The 14,841-nt window shown below is 64.6% G+C and carries 14 protein-coding genes and 1 tRNA gene; 8 read left to right on the top strand and 7 right to left on the bottom strand.

What is annotated here, in order from left to right; genetic code table 11:
- Window positions 1-27: 27 nt before the first annotated feature.
- The gene (locus HP547_RS18020; RefSeq protein WP_172286992.1) at window positions 28-642 is read left to right on the top strand and encodes a hypothetical protein; all 615 of its coding nucleotides are present in this window, start codon (window positions 28-30) and stop codon (window positions 640-642) included.
- A 12-nt stretch (window positions 643-654) separates the two neighbouring features.
- On the opposite strand, the gene queD is transcribed toward HP547_RS18020, so the two are convergent.
- A complete protein-coding gene (gene queD, locus HP547_RS18015; RefSeq protein WP_016392794.1) occupies window positions 655-1,011 on the bottom strand; it encodes a 6-carboxytetrahydropterin synthase QueD in 357 nt (118 codons plus the stop codon).
- Between the two features lie 235 nt (window positions 1,012-1,246).
- Between queD and HP547_RS18010 the strand changes: the two genes are divergently transcribed.
- From HP547_RS18010 to HP547_RS17990, 5 genes are all read left to right on the top strand, one after another.
- Complete coding sequence (locus HP547_RS18010; RefSeq protein WP_172228398.1) at window positions 1,247-1,555, top strand: PepSY domain-containing protein; 309 nt, start codon at window positions 1,247-1,249, stop codon at window positions 1,553-1,555.
- Window positions 1,555-1,869: a PepSY domain-containing protein gene (locus HP547_RS18005; RefSeq protein ID WP_172228396.1), complete on the top strand. Its 315-nt coding sequence runs from the start codon at window positions 1,555-1,557 to the stop codon at window positions 1,867-1,869. Before HP547_RS18010 ends, HP547_RS18005 begins: the two co-directional genes overlap by 1 nt.
- Window positions 1,870-2,538, top strand: a complete 669-nt coding sequence (locus HP547_RS18000; RefSeq protein ID WP_172228394.1) for a response regulator transcription factor — start codon at window positions 1,870-1,872, stop codon at window positions 2,536-2,538.
- On the top strand, window positions 2,535-3,854 hold the full coding sequence (locus tag HP547_RS17995) for an ATP-binding protein (protein ID WP_172286991.1): 1,320 nt from the start codon (window positions 2,535-2,537) through the stop codon (window positions 3,852-3,854). Before HP547_RS18000 ends, HP547_RS17995 begins: the two co-directional genes overlap by 4 nt.
- 212 nt (window positions 3,855-4,066) lie before the next feature.
- Window positions 4,067-5,221: an HPP family protein gene (locus HP547_RS17990; protein WP_172286990.1), complete on the top strand. Its 1,155-nt coding sequence runs from the start codon at window positions 4,067-4,069 to the stop codon at window positions 5,219-5,221.
- On the opposite strand, the gene HP547_RS17985 is transcribed toward HP547_RS17990, so the two are convergent.
- Window positions 5,195-6,061: a LysR family transcriptional regulator gene (locus HP547_RS17985; protein ID WP_172286989.1), complete on the bottom strand. Its 867-nt coding sequence runs from the start codon at window positions 6,059-6,061 to the stop codon at window positions 5,195-5,197. The genes HP547_RS17990 and HP547_RS17985 overlap by 27 nt on opposite strands.
- 180 nt (window positions 6,062-6,241) lie before the next feature.
- Between HP547_RS17985 and HP547_RS17980 the strand changes: the two genes are divergently transcribed.
- Window positions 6,242-8,131: a propionyl-CoA synthetase gene (locus tag HP547_RS17980; RefSeq protein ID WP_172286988.1), complete on the top strand. Its 1,890-nt coding sequence runs from the start codon at window positions 6,242-6,244 to the stop codon at window positions 8,129-8,131.
- Window positions 8,132-8,192: 61 nt separating this feature from the next.
- On the opposite strand, the gene zapE is transcribed toward HP547_RS17980, so the two are convergent.
- The gene (gene zapE / locus HP547_RS17975; protein ID WP_172286987.1) at window positions 8,193-9,263 is read right to left on the bottom strand and encodes a cell division protein ZapE; all 1,071 of its coding nucleotides are present in this window, start codon (window positions 9,261-9,263) and stop codon (window positions 8,193-8,195) included.
- A gap of 131 nt (window positions 9,264-9,394) precedes the next feature.
- Window positions 9,395-9,637 carry a hypothetical protein gene (locus tag HP547_RS17970; RefSeq protein ID WP_172228817.1) on the bottom strand — a complete coding sequence of 81 codons (243 nt, stop codon included), beginning with the start codon at window positions 9,635-9,637 and terminating at the stop codon, window positions 9,395-9,397.
- Between the two features lie 261 nt (window positions 9,638-9,898).
- Here HP547_RS17970 and HP547_RS17965 point away from each other — a divergent pair.
- A tRNA-Gln gene (locus HP547_RS17965) sits at window positions 9,899-9,973 on the top strand.
- Window positions 9,974-10,124: 151 nt separating this feature from the next.
- Here HP547_RS17965 and HP547_RS17960 read toward each other — a convergent pair.
- From HP547_RS17960 to HP547_RS17950, 3 genes are all read right to left on the bottom strand, one after another.
- Window positions 10,125-12,512 (bottom strand): hybrid sensor histidine kinase/response regulator, encoded by a 2,388-nt coding sequence (locus tag HP547_RS17960; RefSeq protein WP_172228815.1) that lies wholly within the window; start codon window positions 12,510-12,512, stop codon window positions 10,125-10,127.
- 13 nt (window positions 12,513-12,525) lie between these two features.
- Complete coding sequence (locus HP547_RS17955) at window positions 12,526-12,987, bottom strand: response regulator (RefSeq protein ID WP_172228813.1); 462 nt, start codon at window positions 12,985-12,987, stop codon at window positions 12,526-12,528.
- Between the two features lie 14 nt (window positions 12,988-13,001).
- On the bottom strand, window positions 13,002-14,841 hold a 1,840-nt coding region (locus HP547_RS17950; RefSeq protein WP_172286986.1), incomplete at its 5' end, for an ATP-binding protein.

Raw genomic sequence — 14,841 nt, 5'->3', positions numbered from 1 at the left:
CCTCGTGAACGAATGAGGAGCGCTTCCGTGGGCAACTACAACTTCAAGCCCGACCTGTGCTTCAACGCGCGGTGCTGGTGGCAGCTGGGAGGTGTTAGGGTTGAAGGGGAGTGGGGCGCTGCTGTCGACCACCTGGCGCCGCTGTGGGTGCGCTTCGAGAGTGGCGATGGCGAGGATGGCTGGTTAAGGGCGGAGCCGGAGGGCGCGCTCGAGCCTTCCTCCAGCCTGCGGGTGAAGCGGCCTGGCATTCTCTGCGACATCCTGTGGTTTGGCGTTTACCAGATATACGGGCAATTCACGTACGAAATCAGACCCGCCTATTTCGGCAAGACGGTTTACCTCTGGCCGCGACTTGAATATGCGATGACCAAGGATTTCGGCTATCTGGGCATGTCGGGGAGCCCGCAGCCAGCCGGTACTCACAACGCCCCGCAGTGGGGGGTGGAGGGCCTCGACCCGCGGCAGCTGGAGGTGGGTGAACGGCTGAGCAATCTCCAGCTGATCGATCCGTCGGGACGGACTGTCAGGCGTTACCGACAGTTCGGCCGCCCCTATCTGGCTACGCACCAAGGCGTGCGGGGGGCGCTAAGCCTGGAAGTGATGACCGTGCCTGTCCCGCCGCACCCCAGGCCTTTGGGCTAGCCGGCAGCGACGTCAGTCGCCGGTGTATTCGCAACCGCTGGTGCAGGTCTCGTGGATGCGCACCTTGGACAGCTCTGGCATCAGCGGCTTGACCTGTTCCCAGATCCACTTGGCGATCACTTCGCTGGTGGGGTTTTCCAGGCCCGGAATGTCGTTCAGGTAGTTGTGGTCCAGTTGCTCGTAGATCGGCTTGAAGATTGCCTTGACCTCGGCGAAGTCGCGGATCCAGCCGGTGTGCGGGTCCAGCGGGCCGGTCAGGTGCAGGCCGACCTTGAACGAGTGGCCGTGCAGGCGGCCGCACTTGTGCCCGGCAGGGACGTGGGGCAGGCGGTGGGCGGATTCGAATGTGAACTCTTTGAAAATTTCCACGCGGGCTTTGCTCTGTGTGAATCGATAGTGTGTGCAGTCTAACAGTTCGCCTTGGCATCTTCAGCGCCTATCAGATCGAGCGCCGTTCCACTTGCCTCAAGCCAGGCCCATCGCCAAGCCCCCATCGCCACGCGGCTGCGCTATCATCCCGCCAGCTGTTTTCAGGTTGAATTAAGGACCGCTGGTTAATCTTAACCCCGTAGACAACTTGCACAGTTCTCAGGAGAGAATGCCGATGAAAACCTTGACTGCCCTGTTCACCGCCGCTGCCCTTGCCCTGGGCGCCAATGCCGCATTCGCCAAGGACGTACAGCCCGACGAAGTGGTCAAACTGGTCAACGCCAAGACCATCAAGTCGCTGGACGAACTCAAGGCCGCCGCCGTGGCCAAGCACCCTGGCGCCACTGTCACCGACTCGGAGCTTGAAGACGAGTACGGCCGCTACATCTACAAGGTCGAACTGCGCGACACCCAGAACCTGGAGTGGGACGTGGCGCTGGACGCCAAGACCGGTGAAGTCCTGAAGGACGAGCGGGACAACTGATGATCCACCTACCACGCCCGGCGCGCTACCTGGCGCTGGCGCTGCTGGCCGTATGCTCCCTTGCTGCGGCCCGCGACCTTGACCAGGACGAAGCGCTGAAGCTGCGTCAGAAGGGCATCATCCTGCCGCTCGAACAACTGCTGCAAACCGCCCTGGCACGTCACCCCGGGGCGCGTTTGCTGGAGGCCGAGCTGGAAGAAGACGACGACCGCTACGAATACGAAGTAGAGGTGCTCACGGCTGAAGGTGTGGTGCGCGAGATCAAGCTCGATGCCAGCACCGGCGCCCTGCTCAAAGACGAGGAAGACGACTGAATGCGCCTGTTGCTTGTCGAGGACAATGTGCCGCTGGCCGATGAACTGACTGCCGGCCTGCAGCGCCAGGGCTATGCCGTGGACTGGCTGGCCGATGGCCGTGATGCGGTGTATCAAGGCCAGAGCGAACCGTACGACCTGATTATCCTGGACCTTGGCCTGCCGGGCCTGCCCGGCCTGGAAGTGTTGGCCCAGTGGCGCGCCGCCGGCCTGGCCACGCCGGTGCTGATCCTCACTGCCCGCGGCTCGTGGGCCGAGCGTATCGAAGGGCTGAAGGCCGGTGCCGACGATTACCTGAGCAAACCCTTTCACCCCGAGGAGCTGCAGCTGCGCATCCAGGCACTGTTGCGCCGGGCCCGCGGCCTGGCCAACCAGCCGACGCTGGAAGCCGCTGGCCTGCACTTGGATGAAAGTCGCCAGTGCGTCAGCCGCGAGGGCGTGGATATTCAGCTGACCGCCGCCGAATTTCGCCTGCTGCGCTACTTCATGCTGCATCCGCAGCAGATCCTGTCCAAGAGCCACCTGGCCGAACACCTGTACGACGGCGAAACCGAGCGCGACTCCAATGTGCTGGAAGTGCACGTCAACCACTTGCGGCGCAAGCTTGGCCGCAGTGTCATCGAAACCCGCCGTGGGCAAGGTTACATCTACGCGGGGAGTACCGGGTGAAGTCGATCCAGGCGCGCCTCAGCCTTGGCCTGGTGGCGGTGCTGGTGGTGGTCGGCGTGGTGCTGGCGCAACTGACCTTGTGGTTGTTCGAGGCCGGACTGCAGCGCTACCTGGAAAACGGCCTGCGCAAGGAAAGCGAGAACCTGCTGGTGGCCCTGGTACGTGGCCCGTCCGGGCTGCAGCTGGACGAGCGGCGTATTTCGGCGGCCTACCAGCGGCCTTTTTCCGGCTACTACTTCCGTATCGATTTCGATAACGGCACCTGGCGCTCGCGCTCGCTATGGGACCTGGACATGTCCAAGCCCTCTGCGCCGGGCCTTTCCGACAGCCATGAGCTGGGCCCGGAAGGGCAGCAGTTGCTGGCGTTGCGAGCGGACTATCGACGCTTGGGCCAGGATATCTCGATCACTGTGGCGCAAGACTATTCACCGGTGCGCGAAGGCTTTCGGCGCCTGCAGCAGATCGGCCTGGGCATGGGCCTGGTGGCGCTGATCCTGGTGCTGGTGCTGCAGCGCATTACCGTGACCCGCTCGCTACGGCCATTGGAGCGGGCGCGCCAGCAGATCGCCCAGTTGCAGCAGGGCCAGCGCTCGCAGCTGGATGCCGAGGTGCCCAGCGAGCTGGCGCCGCTGGTGGGGCAGATCAACCACCTGCTGAGCCATACCGAGGACAGCCTGCGGCGTTCGCGCAATGCCCTGGGCAACCTTGGCCATGCGCTGAAGACGCCGCTGGCGGTGTTGCTCAGCCTGGCCTCCAGCGAGCGCCTGAGAGACTTGCCCGAGGTGCGCGCGCAGATGCGTGGGCAACTGGAGCAGATCCAGCAGCGCCTGGCGCGTGAACTTAACCGGGCGCGCCTGGCGGGTGACGCGCTGCCCGGCGCGCAGTTCGATTGTGACGCCGAATTGCCCGGGCTGCTGGGGACGTTGGGCATGATTCATGGCGAAGGCCTGCTGCTGGCCAGGGATGTACCGGCCGGCTTGCTGCTGCCGTGGGACCGCGAGGACGTCCTGGAGCTGCTGGGCAACTTGCTGGACAACGCCTGCAAGTGGGCTGACAGCGAAGTGCGCCTGGGCATCACGGCGGATGCCGACGGTTATCGACTGTGGGTCGATGATGATGGGCCGGGTATCCCGGAGGGCCAGCGACAGCAGGTGCTGGAGCGGGGTTCGCGGCTGGATGAGCAGGTTGACGGGCACGGCCTGGGGCTGGGCATCGTGCGCGATATCGTGGAGGCCTGGGGCGGGCAGTTGGCGCTTCTGCAAAGCCCGCTGGGCGGGTTGCGGATATGTATCGAATTGCCGCGCAAGGCTCGATAGCGCCACTGCAATAATATTGCAGTACAGGCGCATTTTTTTGAATTAGCCCAAACGCGCACCACCCGGCAAAATCCCCCTCATGAAACCCTGCGGTTTCCATCTCTCCACGGACGGAGCCCCCTTGAAGATATTGCGCTCGCAATACAAGGCCCAGGCCAGCGCGGCTGGGCTTTCTTTTTTAACCAGAATAACCACAGATCCCGATTACCTACATGTCTGCCTCGCGTTCCGAAAGTCGTCTGCAGCGGCTGTTGCCCGCGCCCCTGAATATCCCCCCAAAAGAATGGTTGCGTGCCGGTATTGGCGGGCTGCTCGGTCTGTTCCTCGCGGGCTGGCTGACCAGCATGGCCTATGGGCCGAGCATCGCCTTGCACCTGCTGGGCCCGCTGGCGGCGTCGGCTGTGCTGGTGTTCGCGGTGCATTCCGGCCCGTTGGCGCAACCCTGGCCGGTGCTCGGCAGCTACGCCCTGGCTGGCGCGGTCGGCCTGGCCATGCGCCAGGGTTTCGGCGCCGAGCTATGGGTGGCCGCTGCTGCCTTGGGCATCTCGCTGCTGGTGATGTGCCTGCTGCGTTGCCTGCACCCGCCCGGTGGCGGGGTGGCGGTGAGTGCGGTGCTTGCCGACCCGGGCCTGACCGCGATGGGCGATCACCTGCTCGAGCCTGTGCTGCTCAATGCGCTGATCCTGGTGGTGGTGGCGATCATCTACAACCGGCTGACGGGCGTGCGTTACCCCAAAGGTGCGCTGCCGCGCAAAGACCTGCACCACACCCATGACCCGCTGCCCAGCGAGCGGGTCGGCATCCGCAGCGAAGACCTGGATCAGGCCCTGGAGGAGCTGGGTGAATTTGTCGACGTCACCCGCGATGAACTGGAGCGCATCATCCTGGCCACCGAGCAGCACGCCCTGCAGCGCAGCCTTGGCGGCATCACTGCGGGCTCGGTGATGGCCCGCGATGTACAGTTCGCCTCGCCCGATACCACCCTGGAGCAGGCCTGGAAAATGCTGGCCAGCCACCACCTGAAAACCCTGCCGGTGCTGCAGCAGGGCAAACTGGTCGGCATCGTCAGCCTCAGCGACCTGGTCGGCCCGGCCATGCAGCGTGGTGGTCGCGGCTGGCGCGGGCTGTTTGGCCGCAAGGTGGTGCGCATGGAGCAGGTGATGAGCCGGCGGGTCATCAGTGTCAGCAGTCAGCACCCGCTGGACCGCCTGCTGCCGCTATTGTGTGAGCAGGGTCTGCATTGCCTGCCGGTGCTCGAGGGTGACACGCTGGTCGGGGTGATCACCCAGACCGACCTGATTGCCGGCCTCAAGCGCCAGTTGCTCAGCAAGGCCGAAGCCTCAGATAGCCGGGTCCCAACGCTGTGACCAGTCGCTGGCGCCGGCGGCCACTAGCCGGCGCAGGATGGCAAAGGCCTGTTGCAGGGCGCCGCTGTCGCGCTTGCGCGGGTAAACCAGGAAAGTCGGGTAGGTGAACTCCGGCGCCTGCGGTACGCGCTCGAACACCCCACGGTCCAGGTAGGCCTGCACCACCCGGGTGCGGAAGTAGCCACTGCCGCCCTGGTCGAGAATGAACTGCAGGGCCAGCGGCCCCAGGTTGAAGCTCAGCGCCGGGCGTGCGCAGTCGGGCAGGGCGGCATCGTGCTGGCGGCGGAAGGCTTCGCCCCAGTCGATGTAGATATAAGGGTCTGGCTGGTCGACCCGGCGCACGCGGATCAGTTTCTCTTCCATCAACTGTTCCACCTGCAAGCCTGGCCCGTAGGTCGGCTGGTAGACCAGCGCGGCGTCCAGCAGGCCCATTTCGACCTTGCGCAGCAACGACTCGCCGTCACTGACCTCACTGCGAATGGCATGGGTGGGCAGCTCGCGGTGCAGGGCGCTGACCCAGTCGAGCATCATCGGGTTTCCCAGGCTCACCTCACCCCCCACATGCAGCACCTGCTGGCAGCCTTCGGGCAGTGGCAGATCGCGGCGCGCTGCTTCCCAGATCTGTACCAGCTGGTTGGCATAGCTGACGAACGCCTCGCCGTCGCTGGTCAGGCTGGCGCCGCTGCGGCTGCGCACGAACAGCTGGCAGCCCAGTTGCTGCTCCAGGCGTTGTACACGGGCGGTGATTGCGGTCTGTGACACGAACAGGCGTTCGGCGGCGGCGACCAGGCTGCCGCAACGCACGACTTCCAGAAAAGTACGGGCCTGATCGATATCCATGAGCTGCTCGGTGGCTGAGGGGTGGCCTATTCTAGAGGCTTTGCACTGTTGTGGGGCGTTTTTGCCGTTGTCTGCAAATTTGCAGGTCGGTTGTGACTTTAGTCCCATGGCGACGCGGGTGTAGCGGTCCATACTCAAGATTCGCCCTTCAATAACAACAAGTACCGGGTCCCCTTCGATATGAGCTACCAGCACAGCTACGCCCACTCCATTTCCGACCCTGCCGCATTCTGGGCGGAACAGGCCGCGCACCTGGCCTGGCACCGCAAGCCTGCCCTCACACTGCAGGAAAACGCCGACGGTACCCATCGCTGGTTCGCCGATGGTCGCCTGAACAGTTGCTACCTGGCCCTCGATCACCAGATCGAACAGGGCCGTGGCGAGCAGTTGGCGCTGATCTACGATTCGCCGGTAACCGGCATGCAGCAGACCTACACCTACCACCAGCTGCGCGACGAGGTGGCACGCCTGGCCGGCTTGCTGCGCCAGCTGGGGGTGAACAAGGGTGACGGGGTGATCATCTACATGCCCATGGTGCCGCAGGCGGCCATGGCCATGCTGGCCTGCGCGCGGATTGGCGCGGTGCACTCGGTGGTGTTCGGCGGCTTTGCTGCCAACGAGCTGGCGTTGCGCATCGACGACGCCCGGCCGACGCTGCTGCTGACGGCGTCCTGCGGGGTGGAGTTCGACCGGGTGATCGAATACAAGCCGCTGGTCGACCGCGCGCTGCAACTGGCCCGCCACCAGCCGCGCAAGGTGCTGCTGCTGCAACGGCCGCAAGCGCCTGCAGACATGCAGCCAGGCCGCGATCTGGACTGGCAGGCGGCGATGGCCAGTGCCAGGCCTGTAGCGCCGGTCGAGCTGGATGCCGCAGACCCGCTGTACATCATGTATACCTCGGGCACCACCGGGAAACCCAAGGGTATCGTCCGCGAAAACGGCGGCAATGCCGTGGCGCTGTGCTATGCCATGCGTCATATCTACGGCATGCAGGCTGGCGATGTGTGGTGGGGAATCTCCGATGTGGGCTGGGTAGTTGGCCATTCACTGATCGTGTACGGGCCGTTGATGAGCGGTTGCACCACGGTGTTCTACGAAGGCAAGCCAATCCGCACCCCGGACGCCTCGGCCTACTGGCGGGTGGTGCAGCAGTACAAGGTCAACGCGCTGTTCTGCGCGCCCACCGCCATGCGCGCGATCCGCAAGGAAGACCCGGAGGGCGAGCTGATCCGCAGGCACGACCTCAGCTCGCTGCGCCAGCTGTTCCTGGCTGGGGAAAAGCTCGATTCCAGTACCCACGAATGGCTGCAACGTGTCAGCGGCAAACCGGTACACGACCATTGGTGGCAGACCGAGACCGGCTGGCCGGTTACCGCGCCTTGCGTAGGGCTGGACGGCAGCGCGGCGAAACCGGGTTCCAGCAACCGCGCCGTGCCGGGCTATCACGTGCAGGTGCTGGATGACGATGGACACCTGGTGGGCCCCAACCACCAGGGTTCTATCGTCATCGCGCTGCCATTGCCGCCCGGGTGCAGCCAGACGCTGTGGGGCGACCACGAGCGTTACCTGCAGGCTTACCTGCGCACCTATCCGGGGTATTACCACACGGGCGATGGCGGTTATCTGGACGATGACGGGTTCGTCTACATCATGGGGCGCACGGATGACGTGATCAACGTGTCCGGGCACCGGCTGTCTACCGGCGAAATGGAGGACCTGGTGGCGCGGCACCCGGCAGTGGCGGAATGCGCGGTGATTGGCGTACATGATGAAATCAAGGGGCAGGTGCCGTTGGCACTGGTGGTGCTGAAGGATGGGGAGGGCATTGCCGAGGCGCAGTTGCTGGTCGACCTGGTAGGCAGCGTGCGCGAGGAGATTGGCCCGTTGGCGTGTTTCAACCGGGTGCGGCTGGTGAAGCGGCTGCCCAAGACCCGCTCGGGGAAAATTCTTCGCGCGGTGCTGCGCAAGATTGCCGACGGGCAGGACTATGTGCCGCCATCGACCCTGGATGATCCGGCGGTGCTGGGCGAGATCGAGGCGGTGCTGGCGGATTTGCCCAGGGCGGGCTGATTGACCCCGCCGGCCTCTTCGCGGGCCTGCCCGCCAAGAGGCCGGTACGGCCCGACCAGTACTAAAGCCCTGTCTGGTGCAGTTGTCCCAGCCGGCTGCGCGTACGCATCAGGTCGGCCAGTGGCCCGCCCAGGCTCTCTTCCAGCGGCCGTGTACCGATCAGTGTCAGCTGCCGGTCCTGGTCATACAGCACGTCCACCAGGTTGACGAAGCGCTGCTGAGCGGCCAGCGAGCACTCAGACAGATCATCCAGTCCATCGATGATCCACTCGTCGTACTGCCCGGCCAGCACCAGGTAGTCGATCACCGCCGTGGCCTTCTCGCAAAGGTCGTCAAAGGCCAGCACCACCCGCCGGCCATCGGTGGCCAACGCGCGCAACGGGCGCTTGTTCACCTCCAGCATCACCGGGCATTGCGCAGGCACGTTCAGGGCCTGGCGCTGCTCCGCATTCCCTGGCCAGACGTAGTGGCCCTGGGTAAAACGCTGATGCTCACGGTTGGCCGGCAGGCTGCGAAAGTCCGTGTCGCCGCCCACTTCCAGCACTTGCATGGCGCTGTTGATCAGGCGGATCACCGGCAGGAAGCGCTCATGGTACAGCGGGTTGGGCAACAGCCCTTCGGGGGCATAGTTGGAGGTCACCAGCAGGAATACCCCGCGCGCGAACAGGGCCTTGAACAGGCGGGTGAGCAGCATGGCATCGCCAATGTCATGCACATGGAACTCGTCGAAGCACAGTACCCGGCAGTCGCCCACCAGCTCGTCCAGGGTTGCGCGCAGCGCATCATCCAGAGCGCGGTGGCAATGCATGCCCTGGTGCAGGCGGGCAAAGAAGTCATGAAAATGCAGCCGCTGCTTGGCCTCGACCGGCACCGCCTGGAAAAAGCCATCGAGCAGCCAGCTTTTGCCCCGGCCCACCGAGCCATACAGGTAAAGGCTGCGGGGCTGCCCTTGCTCCAGCTGCACCAGTTGCTCGGCCATGCACTCGATCACCCGGCGCTGGCCTTGGCTGAGCTGGTAACCACGGCTTTGCGCCTTGTCCTCGAACCAGCCGAGCAGTTCGCTCTGGTGGTTGGCGGCGCCGCGCAGGCGTTTGCCGAACTGGCGTAGCGGGGCTGGGATCCAGGCAGACAAAGGCAACGCTCCTTGGGCGATGACGGGGGAGTGCGCAGCTTGCCCGACGGCGGCCATTTTGACCAATACAGAAAGTGCCCGGCAATCATCACTTCACCCGATAGGTCCGGTCACCTGCGTACGCCCGCGCGCTAAGCCTTGCGCTCCAGCTGGCGTTCGATCATGTACTTCACCGCCAGCCGGCGTTCCTTCAGGTGGCGCAGGTCTTCGTCGACAAAGTTGCCGGCCGAGATCGACTCGGCGGCCAGCACCTGGTTGTCGATGTCCATGTACTCGTCCAGCAGGCGGTCGAGCTTCTGGTCCTGTTGGCGGCGCTGCTGGACGATTTCGCGCGGGTAGTGCAGGTCCTGGTAGAGGTCGTGGGAGACAGGCATGGGTTCCTCCTTGGTCAATGCAGTTGGCTCACTTGATTGGAAGGGAGGAATGCGATTCTGTTAAAGCGGAGCGGGGGGAAAGCGACGGATGGTAGCGGCGCGCAGGGCGCAGATGACTAACCCGCTGTTTTTTGGCAATTTTTTTTCATCAGGGGGTTCACAGATCGAAACTTTGTTGTTAAAGTGCCGCGCATTCCAAGACAACAACCCAGTTGTCACTCAGTTGGAATTGTCAGAGCAGCCAAGCGCTGTATCCGATACAGGGGCGTCGCCAAGCGGTAAGGCAGCAGGTTTTGATCCTGCCATGCGTTGGTTCGAATCCAGCCGCCCCTGCCATTTTCCAGATTCAAACGTATTTAGCCCGGTGCTTGGAAAGATAAGCACTGGGCTTTGTCGTTTCTGTCATTTCTCCGCAACCTCTGTAGGAGCGGCCTTGTGTCGCGAAGGGCTGCGCAGCAGCCCCACTGCACGGTGAGTCTACCCTGGGCTAGCCGGAAATCCCCAGCATCTCGTTCAGCACCCGGGCCAGCTCATCGGCCTGCACCGGCTTCTGGATCACCAGGCTGCCCGGTAACTCCAACCCTTGGAGCTCGGCATACCCGGTCAGAAATACCACCGGCAGGTGCGGGTAGCGATCGCGTGCCGCCAGCGCCAGTTGTGCGCCGTTGAACTCGGGCATGGCAAAGTCGGTAAGCAGCAGGTCGATCTCGTCATCCAGCAGTGCCAGGGCCTGTTCGCCGCTGTGTGCCTGCAGCACCTGGTAGCCGTACTGGCGCAGCACATCGCCAAGCATGTCGCGCACCAGGTGGTCGTCATCCACCAGCAGTACCGTGCGGTTACCGCCGCTTTCGCTGAGCGGCTGGCTAAGTACCGGCGCCACGGCTTCGCTGACGATCTCACCTTTCACTGCCGGCAGGTAAACCGCCACCTGCGTGCCGCGCCCCGGGGTGGTATCGATCCGTACGCCGCCCCCGGACTGCTTGGCAAAACCGAACACCTGGGCCAGGCCCAGGCCCGAGCCCTTGCCGATGTCCTTGGTGGTGAAGAACGGCTCGAACACCTTGCCCAGCACCTCTTCGCTCATGCCGCAGCCGGTATCGCGGATACTCAGCATCACGTACTCACCGGGGTCCGGGTCTTCCGGGCGCTGCGGTCGGGCGTCGATGGAGGTGTTGCGGGTCGACAGGGTCAGCTGGCCGCCGTCCGGCATGGCGTCGCGGGCATTGATCGCCAGGTTGAGGATGATCATCTCGGTCTGGGTCGGGTCGGTCAGCGCCTGCCACAGCGTCTGGTCCAGATCCAGGCGTACCGACACGTTACCGCCCAGGGTGCGGCGCAGCAGCTCTTCCAGCCCGGCAAGGGTGCGGTTCAGGTTCAGCGCTACCGGTTCCAGGCGTTGGCGCCGGGAGAAGGCCAGCAGCTGCGAGGTGAGTTTGGCCCCGCGTTCGCCGGCTTCGCGGACGTGGGTGAGGCGGGTGCGGGCTTTGTCCAGGTCGCCCTTGTTCAGGTCACGTTCGAGGAAGCTGGCACCCGTGAGAATTACCGTCAGCAGGTTGTTGAAGTCGTGGGCCACGCCAGCCGTCAGCTGGCCGACCGCTTCCAGCCGTTGCATCTGCTGCAGCGCAGCCTCGATACGCTCGCGCTCGTTGATCTGCTCGCGCAGGCGCGCGTTGGCTTCGGCCAAGTCCAGGGCGGCTTCGCGCTCGCTGGTGATATCACGCGCCACCACGTACAGCAGGGTGTCCTCCGGCACTACCACCCAGGACAACCAGCGCTGCTGGCCACCGGCATGCAGGATGCGCCCGACGAAGCGCACACTGGTGCGGCCGTGGGAGAGGGCGGCCAGTTCGGTGAGCAGCAGTTCCTGGTCAGGCTCGGGCAGCAGATGCAGCAAGGACGACTGGCTCAAGCGCTCGCGTGAGAACCCCAGGCTGGCTTCCCAGGCGGGGTTGAGCGCGACCGGGGTCAGGTCCTTGTTCAGCACCGCCAGCAAGTCCTGTGACAGCTCCCAGGCGCGGTCACGCTCGCGGGTGCGTCGCTCGACCCGCTCGCCAAGCATTTCGTTCAGCTGGCGCAGCGCCTGGGTGGCCAGGCGTTGGCTGTGGATGTCCTGCAGCACCCCGGAAAAACGCACGCATTGGCCGTCGACGAACTGACTCTGGCCACTGCTGAGCAACCAGTGTGGGTCCAGGCCTGCAGGCTGGGCGATGCGGAACTCGACCCGATACTGGCCACCGCTCTCGGGGCGCATGGCGTATTCCACCGCCTCACGGACCATTTGCAGGTCGTCGGGGTAGATGCCGGCGTAAAACACCTCAAGCGTCATGTCGGTGCCGGTGGGCAGGCCGAACAACGTCTTGCAGCGGTCATCCCAGAGCAACAGACCTTCTTGCGGGCGCAGGTCCCAGGTGCCCATGCCGGCGGCGTCGATGGCAATGCGTGCGCGTGCCTCGACATCGGCCAGGGCCTCTTCGGCGCGGCGCCGGCGCTGGCGCTCCTGCACCTCGGTCAAGGCGCGGCGCACGGCCTTGGGCAGCAGCGGCAGGTTTTTCTTCAGGACATAGTCGGTAGCGCCCAGGCGGATCATTTCCACCGCGTGTTCTTCGCCGTAGATGCCGGACAGGAAGATGAACGGGGTGTCCGGTGCCAGGCGCTGGGCGATGGCCAGCACTTCGGTACCGGACGAGCCCGGCAGCACGCAGTCGCACAGGATCAGGTCGTAGCCGGCCTCGCGCAGGGCATGCTCGACGCCGACATGGTCGAACACCAGTTGCGCCTGCACATGCAGCCCGCTGCGCTCCAGGCGCATGAGGGTCAGCTCGGCGTCCATCGAGCTGTCTTCGACCATCAGTAGTTTCAGTGGCGTTTGCTGCATCGTTGCGGGAGCCTCAGTTGCTACCGCGACGGTTCAGACGCAGGGAGCCGGGTGGTGGTTCGTTGAGCACCGCCCAAAATACCCCGAGGTCGGAGATGGCGGCGACAAATTCCTTGAATTCCACGGGCTTGACCACGTACGCGTTCACCCCCAGTTCATAGGCGCGCAACAGGTCGGGCTCTTCGCGCGAGGACGTCAGCATCACGGTCGGGATGCTGCGCAGGTCGGCGGTGGCGCGCACTTCCTTCAACACTTCCAGGCCGTCGACCTTGGGTAGCTTCAGGTCCAGCAATAACACGGCGGGGTTGCCGTCGTCACGTTCGGCGTAGGCATTGCGGCGCAGCAGGTAATCGAGTGCGTCGGCCCCGTCACGCAGCACGATGACTTCGTTGGCCAACTGGCTACGCTCCAGGGCCAGGAGCGTCAGCTCCAGGTCCCGTGGGTTGTCTTCGACCAGCAGGATGGGTTTGAGCATGGGATTTCGGTGCCTCAGGTAGTTACGGGTTGGCGCGGTAGGGAAAAGTGAAAACTGGCGCCCTGGTCGATCTGGCCCTCGGCCCAGACGCGGCCGTCATGGCGCTCGATGATGCGGCGCACACTTGCCAGGCCAATCCCTGTGCCTTCGAAGTCTTCCATGCGGTGCAAGCGCTGAAACACGCCGAACAGTTTACCGGCATAGGCCATGTCGAAACCTACGCCGTTGTCGCGGATGCAGATTTCGGTTTCGCCCGGATGCTCCACCGCGCTCACTGTAATGCGCGCGGGCTCGCGGCCGCGGGTGTACTTGATGGCATTGGCAATGAGGTTGTGCAATGCCAGGTTGATGAACGCCGGGTCGCCGATCACTTTAGGCAGCGGGGCGATCTCCCAGATGATCTCGCGGCCTTCGTAGTCCGGTGCCAGTTCGTTGCGGATCGCCTCGACCAGGGCATTGAGGTCAACGTCCGACATGCGCAGGGCGGAGCGGCCCATTTGCGAAAAATTGAGCAGGTTGTCCACCAGGCTGCCGGCGAACTGTGCGGCTTCGCCGATATGGTGCAAGAAGCGCCTGCCACGCTCGCTCAGCCCCTGGCCTTCGATCTCGCCCAGTAGTTCGGTGTAGCCGGCAATGTGCCGCAACGGCGCACGCAGATCGTGGGACACGCTGTAGGAGAACGCTTCGAGTTCTTTGTTCGAGCGGCGCAGTTCGCCGGCCAGCTGGGCCAGCTCCTCGGCTTTGCGCAGGACGATGCCGAGCACGGCGGTGCGCAGTTCCTGCACGCCTTCGACGACCAGTGGGTGCCAGGGTTCGCAGTAGCCGTGCAGTTGTTCCTGCCAGCGCTCGAAACTGTGCCGGGGGTCGAGCTGGCCCTGCGGGCCGGCCTGTTTGATTGGCTGGCCGGCCCAGTTCACCGTGCGAACCTGCTCGGGGCGGAACCACAGCAGGTAGTGCGAGTGGATCTGCGAGATGGCCACCGCCAGCACGCCGCCGGCATGCCGCGCGAGCTCGGGGAGCTCGTCGATGTCGCGGCGCAGGTTGTCGCTCTGAAACACGCCTTCTTCGCCACGCTGGCCCAGCCAGTGCACCAGTGCCGTCACCTGCGCAGCGGGCGGGGTCTTGCCGAACAGGTCGCAACGCTCGGCCGAGATCACCGCAGCACCTTGGGCGCCAGCGAAGGCCAGCAGCACGTCGGGCAGCTCGCGCAGGCCGTCGCCGACGCTGTCGTGGTCGGCCATGGACGAGATCATGCGCACGATGTGCTGGCGCAGGTCCAGCAGCTTGCGTGTGCTGGCGTGGGCTTCTCGCGATTCGATCTGCAACGAAAGCACGCTGGCCAGCAGTTCGCTGGCGGTGCGCGTGCGCAAGTCCACGGTGCGCGGCTGCTGGTGGTGGCACGACACCAGCCCCCACAGCTTGCCGTCGACCACGATCGACAGCGACATCGAAGCCAGGGTGCCCATGTTGCGCATGTACTGCAGGTGCACCGGCGACACGCTGCGCAGTGCGGCAAAGCTCATGTCCAGGGCCTTGCCGGTACGCGGGTTGGCGCCGGGCAGCAGTGGGGAAGGCTGATAGTTGGCATCCTCGATTACGCGGATGCGGTTGACCCGGTACAGCTCGCGCGCCTGGCGCGGGATGTCCGAGGCCGGGAAGCACAGGCCCAGATAGCTGGGGTAGCCTGGGTCGGCCACTTCGGCCAGCACCTGGCCGTTGCCCTCGGCATCGAAGCGGTAGGCCTTGACCCGGCCGAAGCCGGTGATGCGCTTCAGTTGCACCACCGTCTGCTGCAGCAGTTCTTCGAGGCTGCCCGCCAGGTGCACGGTGCTGACAAAGCTGCGCACCACCGGG

The sequence above is a fragment of the Pseudomonas sp. CM27 genome (assembly GCF_013179515.1).
Classification (GTDB): Bacteria; Pseudomonadota; Gammaproteobacteria; order Pseudomonadales; family Pseudomonadaceae; genus Aquipseudomonas.
This window is presented reverse-complemented; position numbering and strand designations above follow the sequence as displayed.

What these genes read in the sequence shown, in the direction of transcription:
- HP547_RS17955 (WP_172228813.1), bottom strand. Translation starts at nt 12,987, where the DNA reads ATGCTCAAACCCATCCTGCTGGTCGAAGACAACCCACGGGACCTGGAG.
- HP547_RS18000 (WP_172228394.1), top strand. Translation starts at nt 1,870, where the DNA reads ATGCGCCTGTTGCTTGTCGAGGACAATGTGCCGCTGGCCGATGAACTG.
- HP547_RS18005 (WP_172228396.1), top strand. Translation starts at nt 1,555, where the DNA reads ATGATCCACCTACCACGCCCGGCGCGCTACCTGGCGCTGGCGCTGCTG.
- HP547_RS17980 (WP_172286988.1), top strand. Translation starts at nt 6,242, where the DNA reads ATGAGCTACCAGCACAGCTACGCCCACTCCATTTCCGACCCTGCCGCA.
- HP547_RS17960 (WP_172228815.1), bottom strand. Translation starts at nt 12,512, where the DNA reads ATGCAGCAAACGCCACTGAAACTACTGATGGTCGAAGACAGCTCGATG.
- HP547_RS18010 (WP_172228398.1), top strand. Translation starts at nt 1,247, where the DNA reads ATGAAAACCTTGACTGCCCTGTTCACCGCCGCTGCCCTTGCCCTGGGC.
- HP547_RS17985 (WP_172286989.1), bottom strand. Translation starts at nt 6,061, where the DNA reads ATGGATATCGATCAGGCCCGTACTTTTCTGGAAGTCGTGCGTTGCGGC.
- HP547_RS17970 (WP_172228817.1), bottom strand. Translation starts at nt 9,637, where the DNA reads ATGCCTGTCTCCCACGACCTCTACCAGGACCTGCACTACCCGCGCGAA.
- HP547_RS17990 (WP_172286990.1), top strand. Translation starts at nt 4,067, where the DNA reads ATGTCTGCCTCGCGTTCCGAAAGTCGTCTGCAGCGGCTGTTGCCCGCG.